General features: G+C 63.0%; 14 protein-coding genes. 9 read left to right on the forward strand and 5 right to left on the reverse strand.

Features of this window, described 5'->3' with window-relative positions; genetic code table 11:
• The first annotated feature begins 100 nt into the window (after positions 1-100).
• The 6 genes from AC1D0N_RS06795 (at position 101) to AC1D0N_RS06820 (ending at position 8,109) form a co-directional block, all read left to right on the forward strand.
• Positions 101-2,179: a pseudouridine synthase gene (locus AC1D0N_RS06795; protein ID WP_477242664.1), complete on the forward strand. Its 2,079-nt coding sequence runs from the start codon at positions 101-103 to the stop codon at positions 2,177-2,179.
• The gene (gene rsmD / locus AC1D0N_RS06800; protein ID WP_477242665.1) at positions 2,179-2,733 is read left to right on the forward strand and encodes a 16S rRNA (guanine(966)-N(2))-methyltransferase RsmD; all 555 of its coding nucleotides are present in this window, start codon (positions 2,179-2,181) and stop codon (positions 2,731-2,733) included. Before AC1D0N_RS06795 ends, rsmD begins: the two co-directional genes overlap by 1 nt.
• Before the next feature lie 134 nt (positions 2,734-2,867).
• Positions 2,868-4,220 carry a M16 family metallopeptidase gene (locus tag AC1D0N_RS06805; RefSeq protein ID WP_477242666.1) on the forward strand — a complete coding sequence of 451 codons (1,353 nt, stop codon included), beginning with the start codon at positions 2,868-2,870 and terminating at the stop codon, positions 4,218-4,220.
• A 4-nt stretch (positions 4,221-4,224) separates the two neighbouring features.
• A complete protein-coding gene (locus AC1D0N_RS06810) occupies positions 4,225-5,577 on the forward strand; it encodes a M16 family metallopeptidase (protein WP_477242667.1) in 1,353 nt (450 codons plus the stop codon).
• Positions 5,574-6,443 (forward strand): patatin-like phospholipase family protein, encoded by an 870-nt coding sequence (locus AC1D0N_RS06815; RefSeq protein ID WP_477242668.1) that lies wholly within the window; start codon positions 5,574-5,576, stop codon positions 6,441-6,443. Before AC1D0N_RS06810 ends, AC1D0N_RS06815 begins: the two co-directional genes overlap by 4 nt.
• A gap of 247 nt (positions 6,444-6,690) precedes the next feature.
• On the forward strand, positions 6,691-8,109 hold the full coding sequence (locus AC1D0N_RS06820) for a coiled-coil domain-containing protein (protein WP_477242669.1): 1,419 nt from the start codon (positions 6,691-6,693) through the stop codon (positions 8,107-8,109).
• 66 nt (positions 8,110-8,175) lie between these two features.
• Here AC1D0N_RS06820 and AC1D0N_RS06825 read toward each other — a convergent pair whose 3' ends face one another.
• A complete protein-coding gene (locus AC1D0N_RS06825; RefSeq protein ID WP_477242670.1) occupies positions 8,176-8,886 on the reverse strand; it encodes a GntR family transcriptional regulator in 711 nt (236 codons plus the stop codon).
• Positions 8,887-8,987: 101 nt separating this feature from the next.
• On the opposite strand from AC1D0N_RS06825, the gene AC1D0N_RS06830 reads away from it, so the two are divergent.
• From AC1D0N_RS06830 to AC1D0N_RS06840, 3 genes are all read left to right on the forward strand, one after another.
• On the forward strand, positions 8,988-9,551 hold the full coding sequence (locus AC1D0N_RS06830) for an autotransporter (RefSeq protein ID WP_477242671.1): 564 nt from the start codon (positions 8,988-8,990) through the stop codon (positions 9,549-9,551).
• An 82-nt stretch (positions 9,552-9,633) separates the two neighbouring features.
• Complete coding sequence (locus tag AC1D0N_RS06835) at positions 9,634-10,416, forward strand: DUF899 domain-containing protein (protein ID WP_477242672.1); 783 nt, start codon at positions 9,634-9,636, stop codon at positions 10,414-10,416.
• A gap of 73 nt (positions 10,417-10,489) precedes the next feature.
• Positions 10,490-10,750 (forward strand): hypothetical protein, encoded by a 261-nt coding sequence (locus tag AC1D0N_RS06840; protein ID WP_477242673.1) that lies wholly within the window; start codon positions 10,490-10,492, stop codon positions 10,748-10,750.
• A gap of 44 nt (positions 10,751-10,794) precedes the next feature.
• On the opposite strand, the gene AC1D0N_RS06845 is transcribed toward AC1D0N_RS06840, so the two are convergent.
• The 4 genes from AC1D0N_RS06845 to AC1D0N_RS06860 all read right to left on the reverse strand — a co-directional run bounded on the left by AC1D0N_RS06845 (position 10,795) and on the right by AC1D0N_RS06860 (position 15,335).
• Positions 10,795-12,789: a putative bifunctional diguanylate cyclase/phosphodiesterase gene (locus AC1D0N_RS06845; RefSeq protein ID WP_477242674.1), complete on the reverse strand. Its 1,995-nt coding sequence runs from the start codon at positions 12,787-12,789 to the stop codon at positions 10,795-10,797.
• A gap of 324 nt (positions 12,790-13,113) precedes the next feature.
• Positions 13,114-14,154, reverse strand: coding sequence for a class I SAM-dependent methyltransferase (locus tag AC1D0N_RS06850; RefSeq protein ID WP_477242675.1), 1,041 nt, complete (start codon positions 14,152-14,154; stop codon positions 13,114-13,116).
• Positions 14,155-14,227: 73 nt separating this feature from the next.
• Positions 14,228-14,929 (reverse strand): 4'-phosphopantetheinyl transferase family protein, encoded by a 702-nt coding sequence (locus AC1D0N_RS06855; RefSeq protein ID WP_477242676.1) that lies wholly within the window; start codon positions 14,927-14,929, stop codon positions 14,228-14,230.
• Entirely contained in the window at positions 14,907-15,335 is a 429-nt protein-coding gene (locus AC1D0N_RS06860) for a GNAT family N-acetyltransferase (protein ID WP_477242677.1), read from the reverse strand. Before AC1D0N_RS06860 ends, AC1D0N_RS06855 begins: the two co-directional genes overlap by 23 nt.
• Between the last annotated feature and the right edge of the window lie 32 nt (positions 15,336-15,367).

A 15,367-nucleotide genomic window follows, 5' to 3' on the forward strand; every position in this document is an offset into this window, starting at 1 on the left:
TTTCGGAAATGATCATGCGCCAAATCAAAAGTGCTACAGCGTTCTTTGCGCGCCCGAAAGGATGCGCCACGCTGTAGCAGCGCAAACAGGCAAAGGCCACATGGACGACAACGACAAGAAATTCCGGCCCAAAAAGGGTCCGGCCAGAGGCGGCCCGAAAGCTGCGGGACCGCGCAGCCGCGATGGCGCCGCCGGCAAAGGCGGCAAGCCATCCTTCGGCGCCAAGAAACCCTACGCACCGCGCGGTGACAGGCCGATAGCCGCTGAGGGCGAGCGCCCGAAGCGCGATTTCAAGAGCGGCGACCGGCCATTCAGCAAGGGCCCGCGCCCCGAAGGCAAGCCTTTTGAAAAGCGCGAAGGCCCGCGCAAGCCCTATGCCCCGCGTGGCGACCGGCCGATGGCCACCGACGGCGAGCGGCCGAAGCGCGACTTCAAGAGCGGCGATCGGCCATTCAGCAAGGGTCCGCGCCCCGAGGGCAAGCCATATGAAAAACGCGAAGGCCCGCGCAAGCCCTATGCCCCGCGTGGTGATCGTCCGATGGCCGCCGAGGGCGAGCGCAAGCCTTACGAGAAGCGCGAAGGACCGCGCAAACCATATGCGCCACGCGGCGACCGACCAAGGGCCGCTGAAGGCGAGCGCAAGCCTTATGAGAAGCGCGAAGGTCCGCGCAAACCCTATGCACCGCGCGGCGATCGGCCGATGGCCGCCGAAGGCGAACGTCCGAAGCGTGACTTCAAACCGCGCGACGACCGGCCTAAGCGTGACTTTGCTGATCGCCCCAAGCGCGACTTTGGCGATAGGCCCCAGGGCGCGTCAGGCGGTGGTTTCAGGCCGCGCCCGCGTGCCGCGGAAGTGACGGAAGAGGCTGGCGAGCGCATCGCCAAGCGGCTGGCGCGCGCCGGTCTCGCCTCGCGCCGCGACGCCGAGGAGCTGATTGCGGCCGGCCGCGTCAAGGTCAATGGTCGCGCTCTGACCACGCCGGCCTTCAATGTCATGCCAGGCGACATCATCCATCTCGACGGCATGGAGATACCGCCGATCGAGCGCACGAGGCTGTTCCTGTTCCACAAGCCGGCCGGCGTCGTCACCACCAACCGCGATCCCGAGGGCCGCAAAACCGTGTTCGACGTGCTGCCGGCCGACCTGCCGCGGCTGATGACCATCGGTCGCCTCGATATCAACACCGAAGGCCTTTTGCTGCTCACCAATGATGGCGGGCTGTCGCGCGTGCTCGAACTGCCGGCCACCGGCTGGCTCAGGCGCTACCGCGTGCGCGTCCACGGCAAGGTCGAGGAAAGCGCGCTCGCCGGCCTGCGCGAAGGCATTGCCGTCGACGGCGTCTTCTATGGCGCCATCGAAGCGACGCTCGACCGAGAGCAGGGCACCAATGCCTGGCTGACGCTTGGCCTGCGAGAGGGCAAGAACCGCGAGGTCAGGAACATCCTTGGCTCGCTCGGCCTCGACGTCACGCGGCTGATCCGCATTTCCTACGGCCCATTCCAGCTGGATGATCTGAAGGAAGGCCATGTTCTCGAGATTAAGGGCCGCGTGCTGCGCGACCAGCTTGGCGAGCGCCTGGTCGAGGAATCCGGCGCCAATTTCGACGCCGAGATCACCAAGCCGTTTTCCAACAAGCCGGTGCGGCGCGAAACCGTGCGCGAAGAGGAACCCGAGCGGCCGAAATTCACCCGCGACGGCGAGCGCCGTCCGATCGGCGAGGGCGGGCTGATCAAGAACCGCAAGCGCCGCGAAGGCAGCCGCGACGAGGCGCTGGGCAAGCTGTCGACAAGTCCCGACAGAAGTGCTGGGCCGGAAAAGAGCTTTGGCGAGCGTGGCCCGAGGCCCGAGCGCAGCTTCGGCGAGAAACCGCGCGGGGGCTTCGGCGACAAGCCGCGTGGTGGCTTTGGCGGCAAGCCGGGCGGGAAAAGGCCGGAACGCGAGCAGCGGCCGATCGAGCCGCCGGGCCAGCGCAAGGCCAATGTCTGGATGGCGCCTGGCGCGCGGCCGATCGGCAAGGGCAGGGCGGAAGCCGACGCGGCCAAAGCCAGCGATGCCAAGGCGCGCAAGGCTTCGTTCAAGCCCGCCTATGGCAAGCCCGCCGGTGCAAAACCGTTCGGCAAGCCGCGGGGCGATCGTCCCGGCAGTGACCGGCCGCGTAACGGCCCCAAGGGCAAGTAATGCGGATCGTCGGCGGTGAGTTTCGCGGGCGTCCGCTGGCGACGCCGCGCAGCAATGGCATCCGCCCGACGACCGACCGCACCCGCGAGGCTGTCTTCAACGTGCTGGCGCATCGCTATCCCGAGAAACTGGACGGCGCGCGCGTGCTCGACCTGTTCGCCGGCACCGGCGCGCTCGGCCTCGAAGCGCTGTCGCGTGGCGCGTCCTATGGCGTCTTCATCGAGGAATCGGCGGAAGGACGCGGCCTGATCCGCACCAATGTCGAAGCCTTCGGCCTGACCGGGCGCACCAAGATTTTTCGCCGCGATGCCTCAGCACTTGGCGAGGCCGGCACCATCGCTGCCTTCGGACTGGTGTTTGCCGATCCACCCTACGGCAAGGGTCTTGGCGAACTCGCCCTGCGTTCGGCCAAGGCCGGTGGCTGGCTCTCGCCCGGTGCGCTCTGCGTCGTCGAGGAAGCGGCGGCGGCCCCGTTCGAGCTTGGCCCCGGCTTTGCGGTGGTCGACGAGCGCGGCTATGGCGAGACCGTCATTCGCTTCATCGAAGCCGGCTGATTGCTTGCGGCATCCCTTGCACGCCCTGGGGGCGGCCTCTTTGCCGCCGCCTTTGCCGGCAACATGACCAACAATTCACTTTGCTTGTCCACAAGACCTTGCCTATCGTCGCGGCATGAAATCCGGAGCCATTGATGACATCTCTGCGCAGAATGCTGCTGACGACCGCGCTGGCCCTGGTCACGACCGGCCCGGTTCTGGCCGTATCGGACGATGGCAAGGTGACGGACTTCCTGCTCGACAACGGCATGGAGGTGGTCGTCATCCCGGATCACCGGGCGCCGATCGTCACCCATATGGTGTGGTACAAGATCGGCAGTGCCGATGAGCCGCCGGGCAAATCCGGCATTGCCCATTTCTTCGAACATCTGATGTTCAAGGCAACCAAGAACCATCCAGCCGGCGAGTTCGACCGCGCCATCTCGGCCATAGGCGGTTCCAACAACGCCTTCACCTCCTATGACTACACCGCCTTCCACGAGACGGTGGCGCCCTCGGCACTCGGCGACATGATGAGCTTCGAGGCCGACCGGATGCGTAACCTCATCCTCACCGACGACGTCATCAAGACCGAGCGCGACGTCATCCTCGAGGAGCGCCGCGCGCGCATCGACAGCAATCCCGAGGCGGTTCTCGACGAGGAAGTCGACGCCACGCTGTGGCAGAACCAGCCCTACCGCATTCCGGTGATCGGTTGGATGCAGGAGATGGAGCAGCTGAACCGCACCGACGCCACGGCCTTCTACGACAAATATTATACCCCCAACAACGCCGTGCTGGTGGTGGCCGGCGACGTCGAGTCCGGCGCGGTCAAGGCGCTGGCCGAAAAGACCTTTGGCAAGGTCGCGCGCGGTCCGGATCTGCCGCCGCGCATCCGTCCGGTCGAGCCGGAGCAGAACACCAGGCGCACGGTGACGCTCACCGATGCGCGCGTCAGCGTCCCGAGTTTTTCGACGCAATGGGTGGTTCCGTCCTATCGCACGGCAAAACCGGGTGAAGCCGAAGCGCTCGACATACTGGCTGAAATCCTCGGCGGCGGCAGCCGCAGCCGGCTCTACCAGGAGCTAGTGGTCAAGCAAGGCATAGCCGCCAGCGCCGGGGCCTTCTTCCAGGGCACCATGCACGACGCCACCAATTTCACCGTCTATGGCGCGCCGCGCGGTGACGCCAAGCTCGCCGATGTCGAGGCGGCGGTCGATGCCGAAATCCTTCGCATTGCCAAGGACGGGGTCACTGGCGAGGAGTTGGAGAAGGCCAAGGCCCGCTACGTCCGCTCGATGATCTTCGCCCGCGACAAGCAGGATTCCATGGCCAACATCTATGGCTCGACGCTGGCCGTCGGCGGCAACGTCAGAGATATCGAGGAATGGCCTGACCGCATCCGCAAGGTCACCGCCGACGAGGTCAAGGCCGTCGCCGTGCGGTATCTGGTGCTGGATCATTCGACGACCGGCTATCTCTTGCCGCAAACCCAGGCGGGAAACTGATCCGATGAACAGACTCGCGATCCTGCCCCGCCGCACCGCCACGCCGCTGGCGACCCTGTTCCTTTCCGTCGTCTTCCTTATCCTGCCGGCGCTCGCCGCTCGCGCCATGGACATCCAGGAAGTAAAATCGCCGAAGGGCATCACCGCCTGGCTGGTGGAAGATCATACGGTGCCGATCATCGCCATCCGCTTCGTCTTCGACGGTGGCTCGACGCAGGACCCTGCTGGCAAGGAAGGGCTGGTCAATCTGATGACCGGCCTGTTCGACGAGGGCGCCGGCGATCTCGACAGCGAGGCCTTCCAGATAAAGCTCGATGATGTCGGCGCTGAAATGGGCTTCGAGGCCGGGCGCGACGGCACCTATGGCTCGATGCGTATGCTGGCCGAACGCAACGACGCGGCGTTCGACCTGTTGCGGCTGGCGGTCACCAAACCGCGCTTCGACCAGGCGCCGATCGACCGCATTCGTTCGCAGATCCTGTCCGGCATCATCGCCGGCGAGAACGACCCGGGCACCATCGCCCAGACCAAATGGGCGGAAGCGATCTACGGCACCCATCCCTATTCCAGGTCCGACGAGGGCACCAAGCAAAGCCTCGCCACCATCACGCCGGATGATCTGAAAGCTTTCCACAAGGCCAATTTCGCCCGCGACGGCCTGCATGTCGCGGTGGTCGGCGACATCGACGCCGGGACGCTGAAAGAGAAGCTCGACGCGCTGTTCGGCGACCTGCCGGAAAAGCAGACGCTGAACCCCGTCGCCGATATCGAGCCGAAGCTCGGCCAGCAGCTCGAGGTCAACTACGACCTGCCGCAGACCTCGCTGCAACTGGCCTATCCCGGCGTGAAACGCGACGCGCCGGACTTTTTCGCCGCGGTGCTGATGAACGAGATCCTTGGCGGCGGCACCTTTACCTCGCGCCTGTTCGACGAAGTGCGCGAAAAGCGCGGCCTGGCCTATAGCGTCAGTTCCGACCTGATCGACCAGAAACACGCCGATGCGCTGCTCGTCACCACGGCGACCCGCTCCGACAGGGCGGCCGAGACGCTGGGCGTCGTGCGTGAGGTGGTCAAGCGCATGGCCGAGGTGGGGCCGACCGAGGAAGAACTTGAAGCGACCAAGAAATACATGGTCGGCGCCTATGCCATCAACAATCTGGATTCCTCGAGCGCGATTGCAGCGACCCTGGTCGAACTGCAGCTCGACAAGCTCGGCATTGACTACATGCAGCGCCGCGGCGCCCTGATCAACGGGGTGACGCTGGACCAGGTCAAGGCGGCGGCGAAGAAACTGCTTTCCGCCGAGCCGGCCATCATGGTCGTCGGACCCAAACTGGCGCTGGGCGGCAAGGGATGAGTGCTGGCCCGAGCTTCGGCATCGCCTTTGGCGGCGGCGGCGCGCGCGGGCTGGCGCATGTCCACGTCATCGAGGCGCTGGACGAACTGGGCATCAGGCCGGTCGCAATTTCCGGCTCGTCGATCGGCGCCATCATGGGCGCCGGCATGGCGTCGGGCATGGCGGGCCGGGACATCCAGGACTATACGCGTTCAATCCTGATGCGCCGCGCCGAGGTGGCGACGCGCATGTGGCGGGCGCGGCCGGGCACGTTTGCCGAGGCGATGCAGGGTGGATTGCGGGTCAGCCAGTTCAATGTCGAGCGCATCCTGAAAGCCTTCCTGCCCGACGCTATTCCCGAAACCTTCGCCGAGCTGAAGATACCGCTGAAGGTGACGGCGACGGACTATTTTGGCCACAAGCTGGCCGTCTTCGCCGACGGCGACCTGCATTCGGCGCTTGCGGCTTCGGCGGCCATTCCCGCGGTGTTTCGCCCGGTGATGCGCGACGGCCGGCTGCTGATCGACGGCGGCATCTACAACCCGGTGCCGTTCGACCTGATCGAGCACGACGCCGACATCATCATCGCCGTCGATGTCGTCGGCGCTCCGACCGAGGCCGAGCGCAAGAACCCGACCTCCGTCGACCTGATGTTCGGCGCCACGCAGCTGATGATGCAGTCGATCATCGCCAACAAGCTGAAGCAGTGCCAGCCCGACATCCTGATCCGGCCGGCGGTGTCGAAATACCGCGTTCTCGACTTCATGAAGATCGACGCCTTGCTGGCCGAAACCGTCGACATCAAGGACGAGCTGAAGCGGCAGATCGAGAAGACGCTAGAAGCGCGGGCCGGCAAGAGCAAACGCGGCAAGCGCGCCGCCGGGTGAGGCGCTTGGCGCCCCTGCGCTTGGGTGACCGGATATCTGCCTTACGGGCGGCGGCGCCAAGGCCAAACGCAAACACGTGAACCGCGGGCCGACGCTGCGGCTGCTGCGCAGGCGCCCAAGAGCATATCGATCGACCAAGGCTGCTCAGGGCTCGGCGGGGCTTCCCCAACGGAAGAAGAGGATGTAAAAAGGAATGTTAGCAAATCCTTAAGTAAAAAAATGGAGGGAGTGTAAGGAGTGTTAGGCCATGAGTTTCAAGGGGTTGATGAAGCGTGCCGCTAATTCCGACAGAGCATTTGAGAAGCTCGAAGCCGAGTTGGCGGACGCGTTCGATGAGTGTCTCAAACTAGACGACCAGTCGCCGCCGGAGAACGCGGACGAGAATCTCGCGACAAACAACGACAACGCCCAGCCAGAGAACGGTGCGGATCGTCCAGAGACCGCACGGCTGCTGACTTCACACACGCAAACCCGGCTGGCTGCATTGAGTGCGGTTGATGGGCTCTTTCACGATGCCCAGGACTATCTGGAGGAGATCAACACGAAACTGTCGGAGATCGCGACTTCGCACCATCTGACACGCGAATTCCTGAACATCCTCCACGGCGATGTTCTTCGCGCCAACGAACTGGAACTGGCAAATACCGGCCTGACCGCACACCAAAGAGGTCTGTCGGAACAGCTCCACGATGCGGCCAGAAAGCTGCGCGAGCGCGAAGGCGCCGTCGAAGTCTTGCAGCAGCATGAGGCAGGCCTGGTTCAGGACAAGGAGGCGCTTCGAGGCGCGCTGGCTGCAGTGAGGCTGGAACTGGTCGAGGCAGCCAATGCAAGCGCAAAACGCGAAGCGGAATTCGGCGACGTCGTCAAGACGCTAGCGGCCAAGACGGTCGAGGCCAATAGACGCTTGCGTGAGAACAAGATGCTGCGGGAAAAGCATGTCAGCCTGCAGATTGATCTCGACAAGGCGCACAAGCGGGAAACCGAGACGCGCCATAGGCTCGACGAGCTCTCGACGATTCATGCCAGCGAGGCGGTGCGACTTTCGGAACTGCTGGCTGCGCTTGGCAAGAGCGAGAAGGAGGAAATGCGGCTTCAGAAATCGTTCGAGATGGCGCAAACGAAGCTGTCGGAAATGACGGAAGCGGCCCGTTTCATGGAAAGTGACACGCAAGCCGAGCTCACACGCAATCACCTGGAGATGGACGGCTTGCGCTCTGAAATTCAGAACCTCCAGTCGCGGCTGGAGCTGGCCTCGAATGAGAGCAGCGCAGCCGCTGCCGAGATGGCCACGCTTAGGGCTCAGTGGAGCGACGCCGTGGCCGAAAAGCAGGTTGCGGATGAAAAACTGTCTGCGCTCATGAAGGAGAGCGAAAGCGACAAGATGAACCTTTCGGCGGTGAACGCAAATTATTCGCAGCTTTCCCTGCAGCAGGCATCTGAACAAATGCAGTACGATGTCCAGAGGCAGGAATGCGAGGATTTGCGAGCTGAAGTCGCGTCGCTCAATGCCCGGATCAAGGAGCTCTTGCCTTATGAGCGCCTGCACAGGGTCACCAACGCCAAGCCGCGCGAAGGCGTCGTGGTCGAAATCAACGGCGCGGTGGCCGAGGCGGCGCGCGCAACACACAGGCGGCGCGCCCGCCGCAACCTGCGTGCGACGTCCTAGCAGGCGCCTACACAGTGAGGGAAGATAGAGCCCCATCCCGATCTTTCATCGGGATGGGAATAGGCTCTATGCGAAGGTCTGCAGATTGGCTTCCTGCAGCTTGGCGCTGGCAAGCAAGGCTTCGAGCACCTGTTTCTTGAGCAGCAGGCACTGCGAACGCGCCAGTTTGACGATGCCGGAAACCTCCGCCACCTCGCAGGCCAGCACCAATTCCTGCTGCTGGCTGATGATCAGTTGCGTCAGGTCGCGCGATTTGAAGCCGAGATGGAGAACGCGCTCCGACTGGTCGAGTATCTGATCGAGCAGGCGCGCCAGCCGCAGATTTCCCGACAGCTCCGCCAGCGCCAGGCGAAAGGCGCGATCGGCGGCGAGGAACGCAACGTGGCTGCGCAGCGTCTCCGGCTTCAGCACCTTCTTCGCCGCTAGTCTCACATCTTCCAGCCCGCGCGCGGTGAGGCCCGATGCAGCGACACGGAACACCTCCGGCTCGATCAGGCTGCGCACATCGAAGATTTCGTTGACGTCGCGCAGGCTGAGCGGCGCGATGACATAGCCGCGCCTGGGCTCGCTCTTGATCAGCCCTTCCTGCGTCAGACGGGCCAGCGCCGAGCGGATCGTCGCCTTCTTGATCTGGTAGCGGTCGCCGATCTGCTTTTCGGTCAGGCTTTCGCCGGGGCGCAGCACGCAGGCGACGATATCGGTCTTGACCTGCTCATAGGCCTCTTCGCTGCGCAGTATGTCGGCGGTCGATGCCGCCGCGGCTTTCGGAGGAGTCATGTTGGTCTTCCGTTTGGGCCCCAGTTGACGCCGGTATCGGCATTCGCTAGCGTGAGCTTCTCAGATATTTGCACTGAGCATCTCAGAAGGGATAACTGACAATGTCTCTTTCCCCCAGCTCGCCTCTCTACGCCGTAACCAATGATATCGTCAACGCCGCGCAAGGCCCCGATCCGTTCGAACGCGTCAGGACGGTGCTGCACGACCATACCAGGCGTTTTCACGCGACGGGCGTGCTCGCGCATGAGGAAGACGACGACGAAGTGCTTCTGCACGCCAGCCCGAATCTGACGATCTACCACATCACGCTGTCGCCCGGCCTGCAGTATCCCCCGCACAACCATCTGATGGATGCGCTGATCGGCATCTACAAGGGCAGCGAGACCAACTTCATCTATCCCATTATCGGCAGCGAGATCGACGTGCCGGAGAGGCAGGACATCGCCGCGCCCGCCGTGATGCATATGCCGCCGCACATCGTGCATTCGGTGGCCAACACCGGCAATGCGCGCTCGGGCGCGCTGCATGTATATCTCGGCAACCTGCCGGCCACCCACCGGCATCTGTGGGACCTCGAAAGCAACCAGGCCGAACCCTTTGATAATGATCGCTATATGGCCGGTGCGCGCCCCATCGGGCAGGTGGCTTCGGAGCCCGGAAAATAGCGAGATACCATCGCCTTTATCGCCAATTGGCACGCGCGCCCTAACTCACGACCCGCACGCAACGGCAGAGAGGAGAAGAACGATGACCAGTCACACGAATGGCACAGGCGAGGGAGGCTCGGCGCGGCTCGCCATGAAGACACCGCCGATCGTCTTGCAGGAGGCGTGGGAGGCCGCGCGTGAAGCCTTGCTGGTGAAGGAAAAGGCGCAGGCCCGCGCTCGCGATGCGTTGGCCGCCGAGCGGCGGCGGATGCCGTGGATGGAAGTCGAGAAAAAATATGTCTTCGAAGGGCCTGACGGAAAGGCCAGCCTGCTCGACCTGTTCGACGGCCGCCGCCAGCTGATCGTCTACCGCGCCTTCTTCGAGCCCGGCGTCCATGGCTGGCCCGATCACGCCTGCCGCGGCTGTTCCATGGGCGCCGATCAGGTCGGCAATCTCACCCATCTCAACGCCCGCGACACCACGCTGGTCTATGCCTCGCGCGCCCCGCAGACCGACATTGCGCGGCTGAAGCAGCGGATGGACTGGAAGATGCCCTGGTACACCATCACCGACAGCTTTGACGCCGATTTTGGCGTCGCCGAATGGCACGGCCACAACGTGTTCATCCATGACGGTGACAGGGTGTTTCGCACCTACTTCATCAACAGCCGCGGCGACGAGGCGATGGGCACCGTCTGGAACTACCTCGACGCCACGCCGCTCGGTCGCCAGGAGGTCTGGGAGGACTCGCCCGAAGGCTATCCGCAGACCCCGACCTACAAATGGTGGAACTGGCACGACAGCTATGACGCGGCGCCCGACAAGAAATGGGAAGAGGTGTCGGACGCCGGCGAGGCGGCATTCCGCGACCGCGCCGAGTAATTGGCCTGCGCGAGCCCAGCTCCGTGGATTAGCGGGGCTTCTGCTGCCTCCGTGGTATCAAGGGAAACAGACCATGAGCGAGCCTCATGCAGACGGCGCCGGCGAGGCCGCGCTCGGCGCAGCTGATCTCATATCCCTCGCAGCGGCGCCGACTTTCGCGGTCATGGCGCTGCTGACCTGCATTCTCAGTGGCGATGCCGCCATGCTCTGCATGGGCGGGCAGGGTGTTTCACCACTCAGCGGAATGGTGCCGATGTACCTGCTGATGAGCGGCTTCCACCTGGCGCCCTGGCTGAAGCGGATCCGGCAAAGTGGCGCCCGCCAGTCTCGATAGCTTGTCGCGCGACAGGCACCGCCGGGTCGCCGCCGGCACCGCTGTCATGCGGACTTGACGACAGTGAGTGTGCGTTTGTAGGGGGTCTGTTTCGTCTGGAAACTTTTGGCCAGAGCGGGGCGGCCGACGCGAAAGCCCTGGATCTTGTCTATGCCGAAATCGCGCATGAGCGCCATCTGCTCGTCGGTTTCCACCCCTTCGACCAGGATCTTGTGGCCGCGATTCCGGACCAGGGCAATAATGTCCTGGAGCATCGCCTTGCCCCTGGGGGCGGCGCAGTCGTGAAGAAACGAGCGGTCGATCTTCACCGTATCGAAATCGATCAGACGAAGCCATGACAGGCCTGCGAAGCCCGTCCCAAAATCGTCGAGCCATATCCTGACCCCGAGCAGCTTGAGGTCGCTGATGCAGCGCAGAATGTCCGAGTGCATCTCGATCTCCAGCCCCTCGGTGAGTTCGAAGGCCAGCCGGCTGCCGCCCACGCCGGTCTCGCCCAGAATGGCCGCAACCGAGGTGGCAAAGCCGGGTGTCTTGAGCTGGATCGGAGAGACATTGACACTGACGACGCTGATGTGATCGTCCGCCAGGAGCTCGGCGCACACTGTCCGTATTGCCCAGCGGCCGAGTTCCAGGATCGCGCCGGTTCGTTCCGCGACCGGAATGAACAGGCTCGGCGGGACCGATGTGCCGTCCAGCATTTTGAGGCGCATCAGCGCCTCCACCGCCTCGACCCGGCCCGATGCGACATCCTGGATAGGTTGATAAACGAGTGAAACGAGATCCTGGCCGATCGCGATCTTCAGCAAAGCGGCAATGTTCTCGCTCTCGTCGCTGCTCTGGGGGTCGGATGGATCGAACAGCCGGGCGCAATTTCGACCGCCGGCTTTTGCCAGGTAAAGCGCGCGATCAGCCTCGTGGATGATCTTCTCCAGCTTGGCGCCGGTCTGCAGCCGGGTGAACGCAGCCCCAACGCTCACCGTCACAACCGAGATACCGTCCCGCCGCAGTTCGTGGGTAAGGCCGAGATCCTCCACCGTGCGGCGAATGGCTTCGGCAAGGTCCGCGACCTGCTCTTTCTCTTCCAGGCGAGCCAGGACAATGAATTCCTCGCCACCGTAGCGGCCGATTGAGCCACTGTACCCCTTGATCATTTCGCTAAGGGCGTTGGCGACAAGGATCAGGCAGCGGTCGCCCTCTTGGTGGCCGTAACAGTCGTTGAACTTCTTGAAGAAGTCGACGTCGATGAGAATCGCCACAAAACTGTTGCCGAACCTCTGCCAGCCACTCCAGTAGTCCCGCAGTTTCTCGTCAATCGCCCGCCGGTTCTGGAGACCTGTAAGGGGATCAGTTCTCGACAGATTGAGCAGCGCCTGTCCGCGTTCGGTGGCCTCCTTGTGCTGGATTTTGGCTTCCAGCGCATTCAGGAAGACGTTGTAGCGCTCCTCATTCAGCTTCCAGTTCACGTAGGAGGTAAACGTGAAGCACGAGATGTAAAATGTCCCGAGGGCGATTTGGTAAGACAAGGTTGCGGGAAACAAATACAGAGCGACGAAGAACGCGGCGAGGACCACGCCAGACGACACAATCGAAAGGACAAACTGGAATCGAAAGAACAGGTTGGCGCCCATCATGAAGATGGAGCCAAAAATCATGAAGTAAGAGAAATTCTGGGTGTATCCGGTCGTTATCGCCGGAATCAACCAACCTATATAGCCTGAGACCAGGGCGACCGCGCAGGTGAGATCAAGCCCTTCCGTTTTGAACCCCAGGCGATACTGTGTTTCGAGGACGACGAGCGCGATTGCGCTGACCGCAAAACGCGCGCCGATCGTGTAAGCCGCGACATCCGGGATCAGCAGTATATCGGTGACGGAAAACGAGAGATAGCACGCAACCGCGAGCCAGAGCCCCTGCCGGGCAGCCTTTCTGCAGGCACTCTCGCCCTCCATTCGGTAAAGCTTGCGCAGGTCTCCCGGAAGTGGCTCTTGCCGCTGCGGAAGGACTTCGTCTTCAACCACATCGGCCAACGTTTGGGTCATGCACAGATCCTAATGATTCGCTCCGGCTGGACAGGATTCTACGCCCCGTTTCATAAGATAGCGCTGATGTTCCGCGTTGCGGTCGCGCCTAGCCTCACGAAAATCACAATCATAAGGAGCCGGCCTTACGGAATGTTTCGCGCGACCCGGACATTTTTCTTAAATTTGTTTGATTGACAGCTGGATGGCGGCGGTTGCCCGGCGTTCAACCCGAAATTCTCGACGTCATGGCTGAGACCTTCGACCAAAGAACCCAAGGCGCGCGGACTTGGTGCCTGGTATCAACCGCCGACCCGGAATGTCACCGCCGTCCACATCCTGGGATCACGCTTTGCGGACCTTGCCGTAAACGATGTTTCGGTTCGATCCATAGAACACTTCAGCTTCGACGCGATTCCTGTCGACGGCGGCATTGATGATGTCCCACATATCGTCGGCCGAACGCAGGATCAGCGGCCAATCCATGAAGGTTTCCATGTAGCCATCGGTCGTGATCTCGTCGCTGAAATTGGCAAAAAGCAGTTCGCCACCGGGCTTGACCATTTCCATGGCTCTCTGAAACAGGCGGATGCCGATGGCGGGCGCCAAGTAGTCGTAGAGACCCGAGGCATAGACGAGGTCGAATGCGCCAAGAGGGTAGGCGCGGCGAAGAAGGCCCCGCACCGAGCCTTCCACAGCCTTAACCACCGTGCCGGCAAAATCGCGGTTCACGATGCCGACGCTGACAGGATCCTGGTCCAGTCCAATCCAGCGTTTCAATTTCCCCTGAGAGAGCGCCTCGGAGAGTTCGGCTTCGCGCAGATGACCGCAGGCGATCGCCAGCACCTCGGCATTCCCGACCCGGCAAGCAGTCTCGTCCACCGTTTTGGCGAGGATGTTGCGCCGTTCCCGTCCGGCAGCAGAACTCGCCGCCTCGCTCGTATAGGCGTAGATCTCCTGGCCAAGCGGGGTCGAAGAAGCCACCATCTCGTCGGCGCTGGGGTGCTTGTAGTAAATGTCCAGCAGGCTTGCATCGCCCGAATAGCCGCGCGGCTTTTCGAAGGACCAGCGCGTGAACGGATCTTGCAGCAAATATTCGGCAACGCGATGTTGCTGGGCCAGGGGAATGAGTGCCTGCCAGACCGCGGGAGCAGACTGCCTGCGAAGCTCGTGGAGTCGGCCTGCCAGACGGTCGACGATCGGTCCTGCCGGCGCTTTCTTTGCGAATGCCTGGTGAGCGAGATCTAGGACAAGTGCGAGCTCTGCCGTCCGCTCCTTCAGTTCGTCGGCGTCGACAATATCGGGCGCTTCCGCTCGATGCTTCTTGACCAATATCGACGTTATCAGGCTGTGATCGTCGAGTTTCGTTTCCGGCTTTCGCGCCATGCGACATCACCTGTGATCCGCCGTCTGCGACTGTAGGCGCGCCAAGGGTGATCCCATATAGTTTAATAAAAGTTTAGCTAATTTGATCCGGACCCGGCCGGCCAATTCTTGCGCCCCAGCCACCGTCAACGAACGCCAGAACGACTACACGTGGAGCAGCGCAGTAGACCAGTCTCGCTCTGCGGCCTGTCTTCGTCATCGCGGTGCCTGCGTCGAGATCGACGGTGATGTCCTCATAGCCCAGCACCTCGCGATCAAGCGGGTAGGCGGCCTTGTAGACGGCCTCCTTGGCGGCAAAGAGGATGCGACCAGCAAGACGCCGGTCGGTTGCGTCGGTCCGGTCGGCGGGGGTTGCAACGAGCGGGAAGATTTCGTCGGGCAAGGGCAGGGCAGGCTCGACGTCGATGCCGAGCGCGGCGATATTGCCAATGGGCGCGACTGCCGCCACGGCCATCTCGTCGTCATGAGCCAGCGACCCCGTTATCCCCTGGGGCCATACCGGCGCACCGGATGAGCCGCGCAAAACAGCGACATCGTTCAAGCCCATATCGGCCAGCAGCCCGCGCGCGATCCACCGCGCTGCGCCGCTCGCCCGCCGCATCGGCGGTTGGCGTGACGGGATGGAGCGTGCCTCCTCGGGCAGCAGGTGGCTCTCGTCGCCTTCGCGGATCGTGCGGCACCCGATGCGAACCCCGTTCGGCGCCATGGCGACCATCGCCGCCAGCAGCGATGTCTGCGCCGACAGGCTCGCGTCAACGTCGAGCGGCCGTGTCATGGCTGGTCGATCCGACCGGCAAAGTGAGGTCGGCGATCATTTCCCCGTCCTCGTCGAGCCCTTCTTCCACGAAACCGGCAGCGCGATAGAGGTGGCGTGCCGCTTCATTCCCAGGTTCGTAGCAGATCGAAACGTGGCTGATGTGGCCGAGCCCCATGATCTCATCCAGCACTTCGCGCAACGCGGCCTTGCCGTAGCCTCGGCCCTGATGGGCGCGATCGATCATGAAGCGGTAGATGCGCGCCTCATCGTCGTCTGCCTCGTACATCAGGAAACCGACGATGCGATCCCCTGCCATGACGACGCGCGGCCGTGCGTCCGCGTCCGTTTCGGCTTCGTCCAGCGACTCCGCATTGCTGGCGACGAAATCCATCTGATCCGGAGCCAGTTGCAGGGCCGCGACCAAGGCCCGGTTGGCCCCGGTCACCGAAACGAGAC

The sequence above is a fragment of the Mesorhizobium sp. P2_E10 genome, from assembly GCF_056404235.1.